Raw genomic sequence first — 18,464 nt, forward strand, 5'->3', positions numbered from 1 at the left:
GACTTCAAGCGACGGCAACGACGTCGAGAATGCGTTGTACCACGCGGTCCTGGTCGATCCCGGCGGCTTCGGCCTCGAACGACAGGATGATGCGGTGGCGCAGTACGTCGAACAACACCGCCTGGATATCTTCCGGGCTCACGAAGTCGCGACCGGCCAGCCAGGCGTGGGCGCGCGCGCAGCGGTCCAGGGCAATGGAACCGCGCGGGCTGGCGCCGTAGGCGATCCACTCGGCCATTTCCGCGTCGAACTTGGCCGGGGTGCGGGTGGCCATCACCAGCTGCACCAGGTATTCCTCCACCGCGTCGGCCATGTACAAACCGAGGATTTCCTTGCGTGCGGCGAAGATCGCCTGCTGGCTGACGCGGCGCTCGGGCTTGGTTTCGCCATTCAACGCTTCGCCCCGCGCCTGTTGCAGGATGCGCCGTTCTACGGTGGCGTCCGGGAAGCCAATCTTGACGTGCATCAGGAAACGATCGAGCTGGGCTTCGGGCAGCGGGTAGGTACCTTCCTGTTCGATGGGGTTCTGCGTGGCCATCACCAGGAACAGCGGTGACAGCTCGTAAGTGCTGCGACCTACACTGACCTGGCGTTCGGCCATAGCTTCCAGCAAGGCCGACTGGACCTTGGCCGGTGCACGGTTGATTTCGTCGGCCAATACCAGGTTGTGGAAAATCGGCCCTTGCTGGAACACGAAGCTGCCGGTTTCCGGGCGATAGATCTCGGTGCCGGTGATGTCGGCAGGCAACAGGTCGGGGGTGAACTGGATACGATGGAACTGCGCTTCGATACCTTCGGCCAACTCCTTGATCGCCTTGGTCTTGGCCAACCCCGGTGCGCCTTCGACCAGCATGTGGCCGTCAGCGAGCAGGGCGATCAGCAGGCGATCGATGAGTTTTTCCTGGCCGAGAATCTGCGTAGAAAGAAAGGTTCGCAGCGCAAGCAGCGCTTCACGATGTTCCATCGATGACGGTTCCTGGAAAGATGAGCCTGATGCTCGAGCGCGAGCGTCAGGCTTGGGAGGCTTACTTTAATGCATCGAAGGGGGTGGCGACTAACAGCGTCACGGGTATTTTCAGAAAAACTTGTAGGGTTTTTGTGTGGGAACACGGTCAATGTGGGAGGGGGCTTGCCCCCGATGGCGGTGGGTCAGTCACAGATGTATTAACTGACCCGCCACTATCGGGGGCAAACCCCCTCCCACATTTGATCTATGGTGCAGCTTAAATCCGGATGAAAGTGCCGGTGCCTTTGAGGATGTTCTGCAAGGTTTCCTCCACCTCGGCCAGGTCGGATGCGGCGGTGGCGTGGGTGATTTCCAGCTGATCCTTGCCCCCCAGCGCATCGGTATCACCCGCTGCAAGTTCGACCAGCAACGTCGTGGCACTCAAGGTCACCTTCAGCCCATCCAGCGTCGACGGCTCGTAATCCCAGGTCAGTTCCACTTCATCTTCATCCGGGTACCGGCTCAGCATGAACATCTCGCCGTTCTTGCCGTGGCAGCAGAGCATGGCCATGTTGTCTTCTTCTTCATCGCAAGGGGTGGCCATCAGTGCGTCGGTTTTCAGTTGCAGCATGGGGAGTCCTGTCTGGGAGAGGGTGTTGCGCCGGGCAATTGTGCCATTGCGGCGAATTTTGTGCTGCATTGTGTGTCAGACCCAGAGCATGACCTGACGGGCTGTATCAGTCATTTCCGGTACTTGCTGACCTGGAAATGGCAGGTTTCTCACCTTGAAAATGCCGGTTGCACAAGTCGCAACCGGTAGTCTGCTTACCGATGACCGAATATGTCGCAGCGTCGCAAGCAGCTGTCTTACTACACTCGTTAAGCTGCGCAACGGATGTGCCCTGTGCCGGGAGCTGGACCTGCCCGTCGTATCGTCGCCTGGCAAGGCGCATGTCTTATGGAAGCTGTATGTGACCTGACTGTCTTGTCCAGCTTCACCCACCTGTCGCCCTGATTCGTTTATGGTGCTTATCGTCACTACCAGCGAACAGAGCTGACGGTCTCCCCGCAAGGGGATAACACGCGACGCTTCCATCAATAACAAGCCCAAGCGGAGTACCACAGATGGCGTTCTTCACCGCAGCCAGCAAGGCCGACTTCCAGCATCAACTGCAAGCGGCACTGGCGCAGCACATCAGTGAACAGGCACTGCCACAAGTGGCGCTGTTCGCTGAACAATTTTTCGGCATCATTTCCCTGGACGAACTGACCCAGCGTCGCCTCTCCGACCTGGCCGGTTGCACCCTGTCTGCCTGGCGCCTGCTTGAGCGCTTTGATCACACCCAACCGCAAGTGCGGGTCTACAACCCCGATTACGAACGTCATGGCTGGCAATCGACCCACACTGCGGTCGAAGTGCTGCACCATGACCTGCCATTTCTGGTGGACTCGGTACGCACCGAGCTGAACCGCCGTGGCTACAGCATCCATACCCTGCAAACCACCGTGCTGAGCGTACGCCGTGGCAGCAAGGGCGAGCTGTTGGAGGTTCTGCCAAAAGGCACCCAGGGCGAAGGCATCCAGCAAGAATCGCTGATGTACCTGGAAATCGACCGCTGCGCCAACGCCGCCGAATTGAATGTGCTGAGTAAAGAGCTTGAGCAGGTGCTGGGCGAAGTGCGCGTGGCCGTGGCTGATTTCGAGCCGATGAAAGCCAAGGTCCAGGACCTGCTGGCCGGTATCGACGCCAGCCAGTTCGCCATCGATGGCGAAGAAAAAGCCGAGATCAAGAACTTCCTGGAATGGCTGGTGGGCAACCACTTCACGTTCCTGGGCTACGAAGAGTTCGTGGTACGTGACGAGGCGGACGGCGGTCATATTGAATATGACGCCGATTCCTTCCTCGGTCTGACCAAGTTGCTGCGCGCCGGCCTCACCGCCGAAGACCTGCGCATCGAAGACTATGCGGTGGCCTACCTGCGTGAACCCACCGTGCTGTCGTTCGCCAAGGCCGCGCACCCAAGTCGCGTGCACCGCCCGGCCTACCCGGACTACGTGTCGATCCGTGAGATCAGTGCCGACGGCAAGGTCATCAAGGAACACCGCTTCATGGGCCTGTACACCTCCTCGGTGTACGGCGAAAGCGTGCGGGTGATTCCTTACATCCGCCGCAAGGTCGCGGAGATCGAACGCCGTTCGGGCTTCCAGGCCAAGGCGCACTTGGGCAAGGAACTGGCCCAGGTGGTTGAAGTGCTGCCCCGTGACGACTTGTTCCAGACCCCGGTCGACGAGCTGTTCAGTACTGTGATGTCCATCGTGCAGATCCAGGAACGCAACAAGATCCGTGTGTTCCTGCGCAAAGACCCATACGGTCGTTTCTGCTACTGCCTGGCCTACGTACCGCGTGACATCTACTCCACCGAAGTGCGCCAGAAGATCCAGCAAGTGCTGATGGATCGCCTCAAGGCTTCGGACTGCGAGTTCTGGACCTTCTTCTCCGAGTCGGTACTGGCTCGTGTGCAACTGATTCTGCGGGTTGACCCGAAGAACCGCCTGGACATCGACCCGCTGCAACTGGAAAAAGAAGTGGTGCAAGCCTGCCGCAGTTGGCAGGACGACTACGCCAGCCTGGTCGTGGAAAGCTTCGGCGAAGCCCACGGCACCAACGTGCTGGCGGACTTCCCGAAAGGCTTCCCGGCCGGCTACCGCGAGCGTTTTGCCGCGCATTCGGCCGTGGTCGACATGCAGCATCTGAACAGCCTCACCGAAGCCAACCCGCTGGTGATGAGCTTCTATCAGCCGCTGGGCCAGGTCTCCGGCCAGCGTGAGCTGCATTGCAAGCTCTACCACGCCGATACGCCGCTGGCATTGTCCGATGTGCTGCCGATCCTGGAAAACCTCGGCCTGCGCGTGCTGGGTGAGTTCCCGTATCGCCTGCGCCATGCCAATGGTCGCGAGTTCTGGATCCACGATTTTGCCTTCATCGCCGCCGAAGGCGTGAACCTGGATATCCAGCAGCTCAACGACACGCTGCAGGACGCGTTCGTGCATATCGTCCACGGCGATGCCGAGAACGATGCGTTCAACCGCCTGGTACTCACCGCCGGCCTGCCATGGCGCGACGTCGCGCTGCTGCGTGCCTACGCTCGCTACCTCAAGCAGATCCGCCTGGGCTTCGACCTGGGTTACATCGCCAGCACCCTGAACAACCACACCGACATCGCCCGCGAGTTGACCCGGTTGTTCAAGACCCGCTTCTACCTGGCGCGCAAGCTCACCGCCGACGACCTGGAAGACAAGCAGCAACGCCTGGAACAAGCGATCCTCACCGCCCTGGACGACGTTCAGGTGCTCAACGAAGACCGCATCCTGCGTCGCTACCTGGACCTGATCAAGGCCACCCTGCGCACCAACTTCTACCAGGCCGACGCCAACGGCCAGAACAAGTCGTACTTCAGCTTCAAGTTCGACCCGCGCGCCATTCCAGAACTGCCCAAGCCGGTGCCGAAGTTTGAAATCTTCGTCTATTCGCCGCGTGTTGAAGGCGTGCACCTGCGCTTTGGCAACGTTGCGCGTGGTGGCCTGCGCTGGTCTGACCGTGAAGAAGACTTCCGTACCGAAGTGCTCGGCCTGGTAAAAGCCCAGCAAGTGAAGAACTCGGTCATCGTGCCAGTCGGTGCGAAGGGCGGCTTCCTGCCGCGTCGCCTGCCACTGGGCGGCACCCGCGACGAGATCGCGGCCGAGGGCATCGCCTGCTACCGCATCTTCATTTCCGGCCTGTTGGATATCACCGACAACCTGAAGGACGGCGCCCTGGTGCCGCCGGCCAATGTCGTGCGCCATGACGACGATGACCCGTACCTGGTGGTCGCGGCGGACAAGGGCACCGCAACGTTCTCCGACATCGCCAACGGCATCGCCATCGACTACGGCTTCTGGCTGGGTGACGCGTTCGCTTCCGGTGGTTCGGCTGGTTACGACCACAAGAAAATGGGCATCACCGCCAAAGGCGCGTGGGTTGGTGTGCAGCGTCACTTCCGTGAACGCGGCATCAACGTGCAGGAAGACAGCATCACCGTAGTGGGCGTCGGCGATATGGCCGGTGACGTGTTCGGTAACGGCTTGCTAATGTCCGACAAGCTGCAACTGGTCGCGGCCTTCAACCACCTGCACATTTTCATCGACCCGAACCCGAACCCGGCCACCAGCTTCGTCGAGCGCCAGCGCATGTTCGAGCTGCCGCGTTCGTCCTGGACCGATTACGACACCAGCATCATGTCCGAAGGCGGCGGGATCTTCTCGCGCAGCGCCAAAAGCATCGCCATCTCGGCGCAGATGAAAGAACGCTTCGACATCCAGGCCGACAAGCTGACCCCGACCGAGCTGCTCAACGCCTTGCTCAAGGCACCGGTAGACCTGTTGTGGAACGGTGGTATCGGTACCTACGTCAAGGCCAGCACCGAAAGCCATGCCGACGTGGGCGACAAGGCCAACGACGCGCTGCGGGTCAACGGCAACGAGCTGCGCTGCAAGGTGGTAGGCGAGGGCGGTAACCTGGGCATGACCCAACTGGGTCGTGTGGAATTCGGCCTCAATGGCGGCGGTTCCAACACTGACTTCATCGACAACGCCGGTGGTGTGGACTGCTCCGACCACGAAGTGAACATCAAGATCCTGCTCAACGAAGTGGTGCAGGCCGGTGACATGACCGACAAGCAGCGCAACCAGTTGCTGGCGAGCATGACCGACGAAGTCGGCCACTTGGTGTTGGGCAACAACTACAAGCAGACCCAGGCCCTGTCCCTGGCTGCGCGCCGTGCCTACGAGCGTGCCGCCGAGTACAAGCGCCTGATGAGCGACCTGGAAGGCCGTGGCAAGCTGGACCGCGCCATCGAGTACCTGCCGACCGAGGAACAGCTCACCGAGCGCGCGTCCACCGGCAAGGGCTTGACCCGTCCAGAGCTGTCGGTGCTGATCTCGTACAGCAAGATCGACCTCAAGGAAGCGCTGCTCAAGTCCCAGGTGCCGGATGACGAGTACCTGACCCGTGACATGGAGACCGCGTTCCCACCGAGCCTGGTGGCCAAGTTCGGCGAGGCCATGCGTCGTCACCGCCTCAAGCGCGAGATCGTCAGCACCCAGATCGCCAACGACCTGGTCAACCATATGGGCATCACCTTCGTGCAGCGACTCAAAGAGTCGACCGGCATGAGCCCGGCAAACGTGGCCGGCGCCTATGTGATCGTGCGTGACATCTTCCATCTCCCGCACTGGTTCCGTCAGATCGAAGCCCTGGACCACCAGGTTTCCGCCGACGTGCAACTGGAGCTGATGGATGAGCTGATGCGCCTGGGCCGTCGCGCTACGCGCTGGTTCCTGCGCAGCCGTCGCAATGAGCAGGACGCCGGGCGTGACACCGCGCACTTCGGCCCACACCTGGCTGCGTTGGGTCTCAAGCTCGACGAGCTGCTGGAAGGCCCGACCCGCGAAGGCTGGCAGACCCGCTACCAGGCCTACACCGAAGCCGGCGTTCCGGAGCTGTTGGCGCGCATGGTGGCAGGTACGACTCACCTGTACACCTTGCTGCCGATCATCGAAGCCGCCGACGTAACCGGGCATGACGCCGCCGAAGTGGCCAAGGCCTACTTCGCCGTTGGCAGCGCCCTGGACTTGCCATGGTACTTGCAGCAGATCAGCGATCTGCCGGTGGCCAACAACTGGCAGGCCCAGGCCCGCGAAGCCTTCCGCGACGACGTGGACTGGCAGCAACGGGCGATCACCATCTCGGTACTGCAAATGGCCGACGCGCCACAAGACATGGAAGCCCGCGTGGCCCTGTGGCTTGAGCAGCATCAGGACATGGCCGATCGCTGGCGCGCAATGATGGTGGAAATCCGTGCAGCAGTGGGTACGGACTACGCCATGTACGCGGTCGCCAACCGTGAGTTGCTGGATCTGGCGTTGAGCGGTCAGTCGGTGCTGCAACCGGCTTGATCAAGCGGTAAATAAAAAGCCCCCGCATCGTGAGATGCGGGGGCTTTTCATTGGAACACTATTTATCAATCAACGAGGGGCCAAATGTGGGAGCGGGCTTGCTCGCGAATGCGGTATATCAGACACATATGTGTTAACTGACCCACCGCATTCGCGAGCAAGCCCGCTCCCACATTTTGATCTGCTTACACTTGGGTTCAGTGGTGCTTGAGTAATTTGGATTCCAGGTGATCCAGATGCAGGGTCATCAGCGCCACTGCGGTGGTTGAATCGCGCTGCTCAATCGCCTCCACGATCGCCTCATGCTCCTGCCACGCGCAATACGTGCAGGCCTTCGCTTCATATTGGGCAATGATCAACGACGTCAACGGCACCAGGCTGTTGAGAAACTGCGCCAGCGGCGCATTGCCTGCCATCTGTGCCAATTGCAGGTGGAACTCCCCCGATAACCGGATCGCCGGCCCCCGCTGATCACGCTCGATACAGTCGCGCTCGCGTGCAATCAGTTCGCGCAGTTGGCGGATCTGTCTCGGTGTCGCCTGGGCGCAGGCCAGTTGCACCACGGTGATTTCGGTCAGGCGCCGCGCTTCCAGAATCTGCCGCGTGTGCTGGGCATCTGGCGCGGCGACCTGGGCGCGTTGATTGGGGCGCAGGATGATCACTTGCTGATGGGACAGCTTGGCCAGCACCCGGCGGATCACGCTGCGGCTCACGCCAAAGGTTTCGCCCAGGCTTTCTTCGGTGAAGCGGCTGGACGGGGCGATGCGCTGTTCGAGAATTGCGTCGAACAAGCGGGGGTAGATGTCATCCACCGACAGCTTTTTACCAGGCACCAGGCGCAGTGCAGGGAGGAGTGGGTCGCGTTGCAAAGCGTGAGCGGTCATGGTCGTCCTCCAGAAAATCAACTGCCCAGATGGTCGTCCGGGATGTTCAAGCGAATGCCCATGCGCAGGCCTTCCTGAAGGATATGCCGACGCATTTCGGCGCTGGCCAGGGCGCTGTTTTTATTGCGGATGGCGCGCACCACGGCTTCGTTTTCCTGCAGGCGTTCAGCCAAGTGCTCAGGCGAATTACGCAGCACGTGGGCGCTTTGCTTGAGTGCATTGCTGGTTTGCTGCACTACGTTCTGGAAAATCGGGTTGGAAGTCAGGGCGAACAGTTCTTCGTGAAAGTCGATATACGCGTTCATGCCGGCTTCGGCGTCACCGGCATCGAGGGCCTCGCGCATGTCCATCAGGGTCAGGCGCAACTGGCCGACTTCCTTGCTGCTGATGGACTGGGCCACCAGGCCGACGATAAAGGGTTCGAGGGTGTAGCGCAGTTGCAGGATGTCTTCGAGGCTGGCATCGGCTACGGCGTCGCTCGATTGCGGCTCGCTGATACTGGTCTCCAGCACCACCACGCCTTTACCGGGCATGGAGCGCACCAGGCCGAGGGTTTCCAGCACGATCACGGCTTCGCGCAGGCTGGGGCGACTGATGCCCATTTGTTCAGCCAGTTCACGCTGGCCGGGCAGCATTTCACCACGCCGCCACTGGCCCTGCGCCAGGGCGGCGCGCAGTTTTTCTACGACTGAATTGACGACGGTTGAAGTGCTGATCACGTCGATGGCTCCTGAATGTTGCAAAAAAACAAATTAGAACTCCTGATGCGCCGGCAACACCGGCTTTTTGGCCTGGAAGGCATAACCTTGCTGGCCGTCCAGCACCTTGTTGGCGCGCGGGATGTCGATGTCTTTTTCCCACCGGGCAATCGCCACGGTAGCCACGCAGTTGCCGATCAGGTTAGTCAATGCACGGCCAATGCCCATAAACCAGTCCACTGCCAATACCAGCACCAGGCCAACCACCGGAATCGCCGGAATAGCCGTGAGCGTCGCCGCCAGAATGACCAGCGCCGAGCCCGGGATACCGTGGGCACCTTTGGAGGTGATCAACGATACCAGCAGGATGGTCAACAAGTCGGTCATCGACAGCGGAGTACCGGTGGCGTTGGCGATAAACACGATGGCCAGGGTCAGGTAGATCGAGAAACCGTCGAGGTTGAACGAGTACCCTGTCGGAATCACCAGGCCGACAGTCGAGCTGCCGATGCCCAAGTGTTCCAGCTTACGCATGATCTGCGGCAGCACGGCATCGGACGAAGCGGTGCCCATCACGATCAGCAGCTCTTCGCGCAGGTACTTGAGCAGGGGCAGCATGCGCAGGCCCGACAGGCGCATCACCAGGCCGAGGATCAGCCCGACGAAAGCAAAGCAGGTCAAGTAGAACAGGCCCACCAGGCTGCCCAGGTGTTGCAGGGAGTCCAGGCCGTAGGTGCTGGTGGTGAACGCGATCGCGCCGAACACACCAATCGGCGCCAGGCGCACGATCATGCCCATGATGCGGAATATCACGTGGCTCAGCTCGTTGATCAGCCGCGAGATGCCGCTGGCCGCCTCACCCACCAGGTTCAACGCACTGCCGAACAGCACCGAGAACAACAACACTTGCAGCACATTGTTATCGGCGAATGCGCCGATCACCGAGTTGGGGATCAGGTCCATCAGGAACTGGCTGGTGCCGCGGATGTGTTGGCCCTTGTCGGCCAGTTCATTCAAACCAGCGGAAGAGAGCTGCTCCAGGTGGATATTGGCGCCGCTGCCGATGCCGGTGCTGAACGCCATGATCAACCCGAGCACCAGGGCGACAGTGGTGAGTACTTCAAAGTAAATCACCGACTTGAGGCCGATGCGCCCGACCTTCTTCAGGTCGCCGGCGCCGGAAATACCGCTGACCACCACGCAGAAGACGATCAGGCCAATCAGCATTTTGATCAGCTTGATAAAGCCGTCACCCAGGGGTTTGAGTTGCGAGGAGAATTCGGGAAGGGCCAGGCCGCAGACTACGCCTAGCATCAGGCCGATCACGACTTGCAGGAAAATCGAACGCGAGCACCATCTGAGCATGGGAAGGATCTCTATTCGGTGCCCTGGTGGTTCCAGGGCTTAATTGTTGTGGTCTTACCGGTAAGTCCAGTGCGTGGCCAGTCTACGCCTGGCTTTTTTCAAATAACAAGTAAATATTCGGCGGTTCGTAGGTCCCGGTCTGACCAGTTAGTCGGTCAGTACGATGCTTGAGCGGTTGACGGGGTATATTTTTTTTTGCGTATCATCCGGCTTCTGTACACGAGGTGACGAATGGACCCATCAGGTCTGACAACCGACGCAGCCGGGTGCACCCATTGCACATGGCGCAACGCCGCCCCCGAATACCTCCATTACCACGACCACGAGTGGGGCGTGCCGGTGGCGGATGACATCCAGTTGTACGAGAAAATCTGTCTGGAGGGCTTTCAGGCCGGAATGGCGTGGATCACCATCCTGCGCAAGCGTGAAAGCTTCCGGCAGGCGTTCGAGGGTTTTGATTTTCGCCGGGTGGCGCAGTACGGCGAGGCGGATATCGAGCGCTTGATGAACGACCCGGGCATCGTGCGTAATCGGGCCAAGGTTGTTTCCACTATCAACAATGCGCGCCGGGCCTGTGAACTGGTGGATGAGATCGGCTCGCTGGCGCGCTGGTTGTGGGCATTCGAGCCTGCCGAGCAGGAGAGGCCAGCGGTGGTGGACATGGCGTACTGGACGGCCAACCCGACATCACTGGCGTCGGTGCGCTTGTCCAAGGCCCTGAAGAAGCGCGGTTGGACCTTTGTCGGCCCGACTACGATGTATGCGTTGATGCAGGCGATGGGAATGGTCAATGACCACCTTGAAGGTTGCGTTTGTCGGCAGCGGATTGAGGCGCTGCGCAACCACTTCAAGCGACCCTGACCCTGTGGGAGCGGGCCTGTTCCCATATTGGTTTTGTATCGTGGCGGGTTACTGTGGCAGCGGGGTCAGCACTTCAGCCTTGTCATCCAGCACCATCACCACCAGCAGTTTGGCCGGTTGGGTCTGGCTGGCATTGCTCGATTCAAAATGCCGCGAACCGGCCGGTTCGTAGAACGATTCCCCAGCTTTGTAAGTGATCGCTTTCTCCTCGTTGACCCGCGACGTGATCTCGCCTTCCAGCACATACGCCACGGCCGTACCGGTGTGGCTATGGGGCACGGTGGCCTGGCCGGGGGCGTAGTCGACGGTGAGCATGGTGGTTTTCTTGCCGGGCACATTGGTCAAGGCGTGCTCTTGCAGCACCTTGATCGTTTCCTTGTTGTACACCGGGTCGTGGGCAAATGCGCCGAGGGAGGCGAGCATCAGCGTGGTGGCGAGCAATCGTTTCATGGTGAGGGTTCCACATAGTTCAAGACCTCTCCACCCTACGCCGCAGCGTGCACACCACCAATGACCAATGCGCCGGAAAACCCCTTAGCCAATCTGCTGGAGGATATCGCGAACCTTGTCCAGCGCCGGGTCGATGTCCAGGGTTTCCATGGCGCCGAAGCCGATGATCAGGCCCGGGCGAACCGCAGCGTCGTGGTAAAACACGTCCAGCGGATACAACCCCACGTCCACCTGGCGCGCCAGTTCGATCAGCAATGCAACATCCACTGGCACTTTGCACAGCGCTGCCATATGAAAGCCGGCCACTGTAGGCACCGCTTCAAACCACGGTGACAGGTCACCCGCCAGACGCTGCAGGATGCGCTCGCGGCGCCCGGCATAGACGCTATGGCAGCGGCGGATATGCTTGAGCAAATAGCCCTCGCTGATGAACTTGGCCAGTGCCCATTGCGGCAGGGTCGAGCAGTGCTGGTCAGTCAATTGCTTGGCCTTGAGCACAGCGCCATAAATCGCCGGTGGGAGCACTGCATAGCCCAGGCGCAACTCCGGCAGCAGGGTTTTGGAGAAGGTCCCGACGTAGGTCACCACGCCGCGGGTGTCCATGCTTTGCAGGGAGTCGGTGGGGCGGCCTGCGTAGCGGAATTCGCTGTCGTAGTCATCTTCGATAATGATTGCGCCAAGCTCGATGGCCCGCGCCAGCAACGCTTCGCGGCGCGGCAGGCTCATGGGCATGCCGAGGGGGAACTGGTGTGACGGCGTCACGTAGATCAATCGCGTGCCATCGGGAATATTTTCGACCTGAATACCGTGTTCGTCGACCGGCACACTCGCGACGCTGGCGCCCATCGCCACGAACAGTTGGCGTGCCGGGCTGTAGCCTGGGTCTTCCATGGCCACGATGCTGCCCGGTTCCAGCACTACGCGGGCGATCAGGTCGAGGGCCTGCTGCGCGCCATTGGTGACCACGATGTCGCTGTCGCGGCATTTGACCCCACGGGAGAAGGCGATATGCCCGGCAATGGAACTGCGCAACGCGGGCAGTCCCTCGGGCTGGCTGTAGAAACCGCTGTTCTGGGCGATACGGCGCAGGGCGTCCTGGGTGCAGCGCCGCCATTCGTCCTGGGGGAATTGATTGCGTGTGGTGGCGCCGCCGATAAATTCATAGCGCAGGATGCTGTCGTCGGTGGGATGGCGCATGGGCGAGGGCAACGCCGCCCACTTGCCCAGGTTGGCAGCGCAGGCCAGGTCGGCAGCGGTCTGTACGCGGTCGGGCTGTGGCGCCCACGCATTGACGAAGGTGCCTCGGCCAATCTTGCCGACCAGTAGGCCTTCGTATGTCAAGGTCGCGTAGGTGTCGGAGACGGTTTTGCGCGATACGCCTAATTGCTCGGCGAGCAGCCGGCTGGGAGGCAGTTGTGCACCGGCCGAGAGTCTCCCGGTGGCGATGGCTTCGCGTAACTGCTGATAAAGCTGGGCAGCCAGGTCTTTGCGGCCGGTGATGACGAGGTGCAATTGCATGTTTCATCCTGGGGCAGATCGATCTGCGCCAAGGTTACTCGCAAACCGATCCGAAGAAACCCAGGTGGCGTCAGGACAAGAAACCACCGTCCACATTCAGCGACATGCCGGTGGTGTAGCTTGAGGCATCACTGGCCAGGTACAGCACCGCGCCGGCCATTTCGCTGGGGTCGGCCACACGCTTGAGCGGGATCTGGGCCAGGGCCACTTTCAGGATCGAGTCGTTCTTGACCAGCGCCGAGGCGAACTTGGTGTCGGTCAGGCCCGGCAGCAACGCGTTGCACCGGATGCCGAATGCCGCACATTCCTTGGCAAACACCTTGGTCATGTTGATCACGGCGGCCTTGGTCACCGAATAGATACCCTGGAACACGCCGGGCGAGATACCGTTGATCGAGGCCACGTTGATGATGCTGCCGCCGCCGTTCTCACGCATCAGCTTGCCGGCTTCCACCGACATGAAGAAGTAGCCACGGATATTCACGTCCACAGTCTTCTGGAAGGCGGCCAGGTCGGTGTCCAGCACGTTGCAGAATTGTGGGTTGGTGGCGGCATTGTTGACCAGGATATCCAGGCGTCCGAACTGCTCGCGAATGCCGGCGAACACCTGGGTGATCTGTTCCATTTCACCAATATGGCAGGCAACGGCGGTGGCTTTGCCGCCGTCGGCGATGATCGCATCGGCCACGTGCTGGCAACCGTCCAGTTTGCGGCTGGAGACAATCACATGGGCGCCTTGCTGGGCCAGCAACTTGGCGATGGCCTCACCGATGCCACGGCTGGCACCAGAAACGAAAGCAATCTTGCCATCAAGGTCGAACAGGTTGGTCTTGGACATAGAAATTCCTTGTTGTTGCAATCAGAGTGCGGATTTACCGATGACATTCAGGCTCATCTGCTCCAGCAGCTTGTTCATGTGGATGAACTGCGCAAAGCGTTTGTCCTGGGTCTGGCCATGGAAGAAACGGTAGTAGATCTGCTGCACGATGCCGGCCAGGCGAAACAGGCCGTAGGTGTAATAGAAATCGAAATTGTCGATCTGGATACCGGAGCGCTCCGCGTAGTAGTCGACAAACTGGCGGCGGGTGAGCATGCCGGGGGCGTTGCTCGGCTGACGCCGCATCAGTTGCACTGGCGCCGGGTCTGCGGCTTCGATCCAGTAGGCGAGGGTGTTGCCCAGGTCCATCAGCGGGTCGCCCAGAGTGGTCAGTTCCCAGTCCAGCACGCCGATGATCTGCATCGGGTTATGCGGGTCGAGGATCACGTTATCGAAGCGGTAGTCGTTGTGCACGATGCTGGAAGTCGGGTGGTCGGCTGGCATCTTGTCGTTGAGCCAGGCGCGTACCGCCTCCCATTTTGGTGCGTCGGGGGTCAGGGCCTTTTCGTAGCGGTCGCTCCAGCCGCGGATCTGCCGCGCCACGTAGCCCTCGGGCTTGCCCAGGTCGGCCAGGCCGCAGGCGTTGTAGTCCACCCGATGCAGTTCGACGAACTTGTCGATAAAGCTTTTGCACAAGGCTTCAGTCTTGCGCGCGTCCAGCCCCAGTTCGGCCGGCAAGTCAGAGCGCAGGATGATGCCGTTGACCCGCTCCATTACATAGAACTCGGCGCCGATCACCGATTCATCGGTACAGTGCACATAAGCCTTGGGGCAGTAGGGAAAGCCATCTTTAAGCTGGTTGAGAATGCGGTATTCGCGGCCCATGTCGTGGGCGGACTTGGCCTTGTGGCCAAAGGGCGGACGGCGCAGCACGAATTCCTGGCCCGGGTATTCCAGCAGGTAGGTCAGGTTCGATGCGCCGCCGGGGAACTGGCTGATCGTGGGCGTGCCACTCAAGCCCGGGATATGGGCCTTGAGGTAGGGATCGATCAGGCCGGTATCAAGCTCTTCGCCTGGGCGAACCTGGGTTGATTGGTCGTTCAGCGCCATGCTTATCCCTTCTGCTTATTCTTAAGGCCTTGGACTATTTCCTAATCTAATGCGCCCAGCCGCCCAACGACAAGGTCGGGGCGGCTTAATAGGTTAGCGTGTTGAAGGGTGATCAGCGTGCCTGATTGGTCACTTTGCAGGCGCTGGCAACGTGACCGGCGTGAGCGCCGGGCGGCCGGCAAAGTATTCCACCAGGTTGTCAGCGACACGCTGCACGGTGTCGTGGGCGGCTTCCGGTGACAGGCCTGCGACATGGGAGGTGAGCACTGTATTGTTCAGGCGCTTGAGGGCGTCCGGTACCTTGGGCTCGTCGTCGAACACATCCAGCGCGGCGCCGCCGATACGCCGTTGTTCCAGTGCGGCCACTAGATCAGCGGTCACCACCACGCTGCCGCGGCCGATGTTCACCAGATAGCCGTGTGGCCCCAAAGCGTCGAGGGCATGGCGGTCGATCAAGTGACGGGTGCTTGCTCCGCCGGGAGTCGCCAGGATCAGGAAGTCCGAGTTTCGGGCTAGCTCCACGGCCGTCGCACAATAGGTGTAATCCACGTCATCGCGGGGTTGGCGGTTGTGATAACTCACCTCCATGCCGAAACCGAGGGCGGCGCGCTTGGCGATCTCCATACCTACGGCACCAAGCCCGAGAATTCCCAGTTGCTTGCCCGCCAGGGAAGGGCGCATGACCTTGGGCCATTCGCTGCGCCGCACGGCGGCATCCGTCTGGGGAATGCCGCGCACCAGCGAGAGCAGCAAGGCCATGGCGTGATCGGCCACCGAAGGCGCGTTCACCCCGGCGCCGTTGGTCACCACGATCCCGCGATTGCTCGCGGCCTGCAGGTCCACGTGTTCGTAGCCCGCTCCGATCACGCAGATGATTTCCAGCAAGGGCAACGCGGCGATTTCCTCGGCGTACAGCCCCAGCGGGCCACGGGTCACTACGGCCTTGATCTGCCCGCCTTGGGTCTTGATCGCCTGGGCCCGTTCAGCAGGAGTCGGCGCCAGGATCACATGAAAATCATTGCTCTCGATGATTTGCAGGTATTCATTGATGGTTTCAACCAGGACCAGAACAGTGATGGGCATCGCAAGGCTCTTCCTGAAGGGTTTGAGAGCATGAGTATGCGGGATTTGTAAGGCGGAACGTTTTATTGGGATGGAAAAATTTCTTCTTTCGTCAGACCAATCTGAATTTGGAGACCGTCCATCCGTAGCCGCTTTTTTGCGCAAGACTTTAATGACTTTCCCATCAGCAGAGACGACATGGATGCTTGTTCCTGCCACACCCGAAGAGATCGAATGGACGCCGTATGGTTACAAACACAGCCCCTCAACGCTGGTTCCCTGGAGAGCGGTTATCGCCAGTACGCTTGTCGGCCCCGCCAAGTACAGGCCGGGCATCGCTATTGAAAAGCTTGAAAGGGAGGCTTATAAAAACGGAGTACCCACTACGAATGGAAAGCCTTGGAGAGTCATGGAATTCTCCCACTGCATAGGCGCGAGCCATGGCAAACTCAGCCGCTGGGTTCGGATCGAACTAAGCGCTGGCGCCATTCATGGTCACCCAATTTCTGAACAGGAATTCAGGAGGTTAACAAATTGATTTCGCTCAATTTTATTGGTGGAACAGTCACCCATGACGATTTGTCGCTCTTGCAGGATGTTGCAGTGGCGAAGCAGGTCGATCTGTTAAAGGAAGATATGCTCCAGGTCGAGTTCGCCGCAGGATTGCTGCTGGACGTTGGTTGGTATCCCGAATTTGATACAACGGGTGGATTCCGGATAAATGTCATCAAGAACTATGACTGGGACCACCCGCTCATAGCGCTGACTGCCCACGAGACGACTGAACTGATGGAAAAACTGGATATTGCGCAGAGCACCATAAAGGGCGAGCTGCGCAATGCAAGCCAGGGGAACTCGGCTTCTTGATTGGAAGCGTCAGCTCCAGATATCCCTCGCTTTGACCTGCTTTGTAAATGCCCCGGCCAACGTTGCATTGTGATGCTCGATGATCGCCTTGGCCGACAGCGCCGGCGTATCCATGCACGTATGGCCGTCCTCCGGTAACACCACCGAGAACCCCAGTTCCACCGCCACACGACAGGTGGTATCGACGCAGAACTGAGTTTTCATGCCCACGATGACCAACTCCTCGATTTGCGCCGCCGCTAATTGCTGCGCCAGATCGGTGCCCAGGAAACAGCTTGGGCGGGTTTTATTAAACAGGTGGTCGTGGGACTCGTCGACGTTCAGGCCTCGCCACAGCTGCCACAGTGGGCTACCTGCTTCAATGGGCGAGCCGGTGGGGCCGGTATGGCGAGCGAAAAAGATTGGCGCGCTAGCCGAGCGGGCGCGTTGGATCAATTGGTTGACGGTGTCCAGCACACGTTCGCGCTCGAAGGGCTTTTGCGGCCCGTCGTACAGGCCGGTTTGCATATCAATGATCAGTAGGGCGGTAGCCATGGTGTTACTCCTTGAGAGTGCCGGATGGCGGAGCAACAAAAAAGGCCCCGTCCATCGCTGGCGGGGCCTTGGGGTATTTCCGGAGGGTGTCTAGATGAAGCACCCACGGTCACCGCACGACCCGCCATTGGCGGTCGTGGTGGTGGTGTGGGTGAGGTTCAACTGAATAAGGTTCATGCCCCGATCATGCTGGGGCGGGCGCGCGGCTGTCAACGGGCGTGTCCGATTTGTTTCCCCCAATCTATTGGGCTGTGCCCGTATTCCGTGCCTGGGCTTGCTCTCTTTGAGCGATCGGCATGAAGTCGTACGTAGGAAAAAATTCGGTCTGGTACGCGCCCCAGGCAGTGTTTTCAATCGCAAGGTTGACCTCAGCCAGGCGCGACGCCGGCAAGCGCAGGACGACGACCTGCCCTATGCCCATGGTTATATTCCAACTGACGACTTCTACGCCGGCAGGCGGAAATACCTTGTGAAATTCCTGTTTGGCAAGTTGGGCTTTCAACTCGCCTAGCGGTCGTGATTGATCGTGTTTAAGAAAGACGGTCAACATGACTGCATTGTCAGGTGTGACGGCGATACTTTTTGCAGGAGAGGCTGCACTTGCCTGCGCCATGGCTGAGCTGGGTAGCAGTACGGCCGCCAGCAGTGCAGGTATTAACAGAGATTTGAATGGCGTGGGTATATTCATATCAAGGTGCCTCGTTTGTTATTGGTTTTTATGGCTGGATATAAAGACGTGAGTCAACGCAGTAAGCGATGGGCAGATTTGTCAATAAGTAAGTGTGGTTTGATCAGTTCGACATTTTAGTCTTTATCGGGCCGGTGTAAGGCGCGTGCACTACATAAATTCGAACGGAAGGGTTGGTGGCGACCATGTCGCGACGAACTTCCCGGGAGTAGGTAAACTCGGTGTTATCCAGTTTTTCCAGTCGCCTGACGATTGTACGATTGGGGCCGAGGTCAGGCACCAGGATGTGGGTCTGCTTATCGCCAGTGACCAGGAAATAACCCCCACCCCCATCGGGGTGTTTCGAGCGCCCGGTATCCGTGTAGAAGAACTCATAACGATTGCGCTGCGGGTCCCACATCGATATTCCGACTACACCTGGATAGTTAGCCTTGACGTCTTTTTCTGGTTCACCCTCTATATAGACCTTGGTAGTCAACCATTGAGGTGAGGAGGCCAGCGCACGAATATCCGCCTCGGGCTCCGCTGATGTCGCGTAACTTAAGGAAGAGACTAATGATCCCGCAAAAATCAGGCTGATAAAAGCAATGTTGAATCTTCGCATTGTCAAGCTCCTGAAGTCTTTATTAAGTATTGTTTCCAGTGCGGGGACGATATTAGTTTGGGGGTT

17 protein-coding genes are annotated in these 18,464 nt (G+C 59.6%); 4 read left to right on the forward strand and 13 right to left on the reverse strand.

Annotation, left to right across the window (positions count from 1 at the left end):
- Positions 1–4: 4 nt before the first annotated feature.
- Together FRT59_RS17455 and FRT59_RS17460 are read right to left on the reverse strand one after the other, a co-directional pair.
- A complete protein-coding gene (locus FRT59_RS17455; RefSeq protein ID WP_153871824.1) occupies positions 5–964 on the reverse strand; it encodes an AAA family ATPase in 960 nt (319 codons plus the stop codon).
- A gap of 259 nt (positions 965–1,223) precedes the next feature.
- Positions 1,224–1,577, reverse strand: coding sequence for a hypothetical protein (locus FRT59_RS17460; protein ID WP_034119883.1), 354 nt, complete (start codon positions 1,575–1,577; stop codon positions 1,224–1,226).
- Between the two features lie 494 nt (positions 1,578–2,071).
- On the opposite strand from FRT59_RS17460, the gene FRT59_RS17465 reads away from it, so the two are divergent.
- Positions 2,072–6,940, forward strand: coding sequence for an NAD-glutamate dehydrogenase (locus tag FRT59_RS17465; RefSeq protein ID WP_153839573.1), 4,869 nt, complete (start codon positions 2,072–2,074; stop codon positions 6,938–6,940).
- Between the two features lie 197 nt (positions 6,941–7,137).
- Here the strand turns inward: FRT59_RS17465 and FRT59_RS17470 are convergent, their stop codons facing one another.
- The 3 genes from FRT59_RS17470 to FRT59_RS17480 are packed head-to-tail and all read right to left on the reverse strand — an operon-like array spanning position 7,138 to position 9,887.
- Positions 7,138–7,824 carry a GntR family transcriptional regulator gene (locus tag FRT59_RS17470; RefSeq protein ID WP_153839574.1) on the reverse strand — a complete coding sequence of 229 codons (687 nt, stop codon included), beginning with the start codon at positions 7,822–7,824 and terminating at the stop codon, positions 7,138–7,140.
- Positions 7,825–7,841: 17 nt separating this feature from the next.
- Positions 7,842–8,543 carry a FadR/GntR family transcriptional regulator gene (locus FRT59_RS17475; protein ID WP_198809849.1) on the reverse strand — a complete coding sequence of 234 codons (702 nt, stop codon included), beginning with the start codon at positions 8,541–8,543 and terminating at the stop codon, positions 7,842–7,844.
- 33 nt (positions 8,544–8,576) lie between these two features.
- Positions 8,577–9,887 carry a C4-dicarboxylate transporter DctA gene (locus FRT59_RS17480; RefSeq protein WP_153871826.1) on the reverse strand — a complete coding sequence of 437 codons (1,311 nt, stop codon included), beginning with the start codon at positions 9,885–9,887 and terminating at the stop codon, positions 8,577–8,579.
- A 231-nt stretch (positions 9,888–10,118) separates the two neighbouring features.
- On the opposite strand from FRT59_RS17480, the gene FRT59_RS17485 reads away from it, so the two are divergent.
- Positions 10,119–10,748 (forward strand): DNA-3-methyladenine glycosylase I, encoded by a 630-nt coding sequence (locus tag FRT59_RS17485; protein ID WP_153871827.1) that lies wholly within the window; start codon positions 10,119–10,121, stop codon positions 10,746–10,748.
- Positions 10,749–10,796: 48 nt separating this feature from the next.
- Here the strand turns inward: FRT59_RS17485 and FRT59_RS17490 are convergent, their stop codons facing one another.
- From FRT59_RS17490 to FRT59_RS17510, 5 genes are all read right to left on the reverse strand, one after another.
- Complete coding sequence (locus tag FRT59_RS17490) at positions 10,797–11,198, reverse strand: cupin domain-containing protein (protein ID WP_153871828.1); 402 nt, start codon at positions 11,196–11,198, stop codon at positions 10,797–10,799.
- A gap of 84 nt (positions 11,199–11,282) precedes the next feature.
- Complete coding sequence (pdxR, locus tag FRT59_RS17495) at positions 11,283–12,716, reverse strand: MocR-like pyridoxine biosynthesis transcription factor PdxR (protein ID WP_153871829.1); 1,434 nt, start codon at positions 12,714–12,716, stop codon at positions 11,283–11,285.
- 70 nt (positions 12,717–12,786) lie between these two features.
- Positions 12,787–13,554 (reverse strand): SDR family oxidoreductase, encoded by a 768-nt coding sequence (locus FRT59_RS17500; RefSeq protein WP_153871830.1) that lies wholly within the window; start codon positions 13,552–13,554, stop codon positions 12,787–12,789.
- 21 nt (positions 13,555–13,575) lie between these two features.
- Positions 13,576–14,643, reverse strand: a complete 1,068-nt coding sequence (locus tag FRT59_RS17505; protein WP_153871831.1) for a phosphotransferase family protein — start codon at positions 14,641–14,643, stop codon at positions 13,576–13,578.
- Positions 14,644–14,772: 129 nt separating this feature from the next.
- Complete coding sequence (locus FRT59_RS17510) at positions 14,773–15,726, reverse strand: 2-hydroxyacid dehydrogenase (protein WP_034119874.1); 954 nt, start codon at positions 15,724–15,726, stop codon at positions 14,773–14,775.
- Between the two features lie 70 nt (positions 15,727–15,796).
- On the opposite strand from FRT59_RS17510, the gene FRT59_RS17515 reads away from it, so the two are divergent.
- Together FRT59_RS17515 and FRT59_RS17520 are read left to right on the forward strand one after the other, a co-directional pair.
- Positions 15,797–16,243 carry a hypothetical protein gene (locus tag FRT59_RS17515; protein ID WP_153871832.1) on the forward strand — a complete coding sequence of 149 codons (447 nt, stop codon included), beginning with the start codon at positions 15,797–15,799 and terminating at the stop codon, positions 16,241–16,243.
- Positions 16,240–16,572 (forward strand): hypothetical protein, encoded by a 333-nt coding sequence (locus tag FRT59_RS17520; RefSeq protein ID WP_153871833.1) that lies wholly within the window; start codon positions 16,240–16,242, stop codon positions 16,570–16,572. The genes FRT59_RS17515 and FRT59_RS17520 overlap by 4 nt, the downstream gene beginning before the upstream one ends.
- 9 nt (positions 16,573–16,581) lie before the next feature.
- Here FRT59_RS17520 and FRT59_RS17525 read toward each other — a convergent pair whose 3' ends face one another.
- The 3 genes from FRT59_RS17525 to FRT59_RS17535 all read right to left on the reverse strand — a co-directional run bounded on the left by FRT59_RS17525 (position 16,582) and on the right by FRT59_RS17535 (position 18,398).
- Positions 16,582–17,106, reverse strand: coding sequence for a cysteine hydrolase family protein (locus FRT59_RS17525; RefSeq protein WP_153871834.1), 525 nt, complete (start codon positions 17,104–17,106; stop codon positions 16,582–16,584).
- 241 nt (positions 17,107–17,347) lie between these two features.
- Positions 17,348–17,794, reverse strand: coding sequence for a hypothetical protein (locus tag FRT59_RS17530; protein ID WP_153839581.1), 447 nt, complete (start codon positions 17,792–17,794; stop codon positions 17,348–17,350).
- A 103-nt stretch (positions 17,795–17,897) separates the two neighbouring features.
- On the reverse strand, positions 17,898–18,398 hold the full coding sequence (locus FRT59_RS17535; RefSeq protein ID WP_153871835.1) for a DUF4822 domain-containing protein: 501 nt from the start codon (positions 18,396–18,398) through the stop codon (positions 17,898–17,900).
- Positions 18,399–18,464: the final 66 nt, after the last annotated feature.

This window comes from Pseudomonas haemolytica, assembly GCF_009659625.1.
GTDB classification, from domain to species: domain Bacteria; phylum Pseudomonadota; class Gammaproteobacteria; order Pseudomonadales; family Pseudomonadaceae; genus Aquipseudomonas; species Aquipseudomonas haemolytica.

Bases quoted from the DNA above. Each gene is read 5' to 3' on its own strand.
- FRT59_RS17460 (WP_034119883.1), bottom strand. From the start codon at position 1,577: ATGCTGCAACTGAAAACCGACGCACTGATGGCCACCCCTTGCGATGAA.
- pdxR (WP_153871829.1), bottom strand. From the start codon at position 12,716: ATGCAATTGCACCTCGTCATCACCGGCCGCAAAGACCTGGCTGCCCAG.
- FRT59_RS17530 (WP_153839581.1), bottom strand. From the start codon at position 17,794: ATGAATATACCCACGCCATTCAAATCTCTGTTAATACCTGCACTGCTG.
- FRT59_RS17465 (WP_153839573.1), top strand. From the start codon at position 2,072: ATGGCGTTCTTCACCGCAGCCAGCAAGGCCGACTTCCAGCATCAACTG.
- FRT59_RS17500 (WP_153871830.1), bottom strand. From the start codon at position 13,554: ATGTCCAAGACCAACCTGTTCGACCTTGATGGCAAGATTGCTTTCGTT.
- FRT59_RS17455 (WP_153871824.1), bottom strand. From the start codon at position 964: ATGGAACATCGTGAAGCGCTGCTTGCGCTGCGAACCTTTCTTTCTACG.
- FRT59_RS17485 (WP_153871827.1), top strand. From the start codon at position 10,119: ATGGACCCATCAGGTCTGACAACCGACGCAGCCGGGTGCACCCATTGC.
- FRT59_RS17490 (WP_153871828.1), bottom strand. From the start codon at position 11,198: ATGAAACGATTGCTCGCCACCACGCTGATGCTCGCCTCCCTCGGCGCA.
- FRT59_RS17470 (WP_153839574.1), bottom strand. From the start codon at position 7,824: ATGACCGCTCACGCTTTGCAACGCGACCCACTCCTCCCTGCACTGCGC.
- FRT59_RS17505 (WP_153871831.1), bottom strand. From the start codon at position 14,643: ATGGCGCTGAACGACCAATCAACCCAGGTTCGCCCAGGCGAAGAGCTT.
- FRT59_RS17480 (WP_153871826.1), bottom strand. From the start codon at position 9,887: ATGCTCAGATGGTGCTCGCGTTCGATTTTCCTGCAAGTCGTGATCGGC.
- FRT59_RS17525 (WP_153871834.1), bottom strand. From the start codon at position 17,106: ATGGCTACCGCCCTACTGATCATTGATATGCAAACCGGCCTGTACGAC.
- FRT59_RS17510 (WP_034119874.1), bottom strand. From the start codon at position 15,726: ATGCCCATCACTGTTCTGGTCCTGGTTGAAACCATCAATGAATACCTG.
- FRT59_RS17515 (WP_153871832.1), top strand. From the start codon at position 15,797: ATGGAAAAATTTCTTCTTTCGTCAGACCAATCTGAATTTGGAGACCGT.
- FRT59_RS17535 (WP_153871835.1), bottom strand. From the start codon at position 18,398: ATGCGAAGATTCAACATTGCTTTTATCAGCCTGATTTTTGCGGGATCA.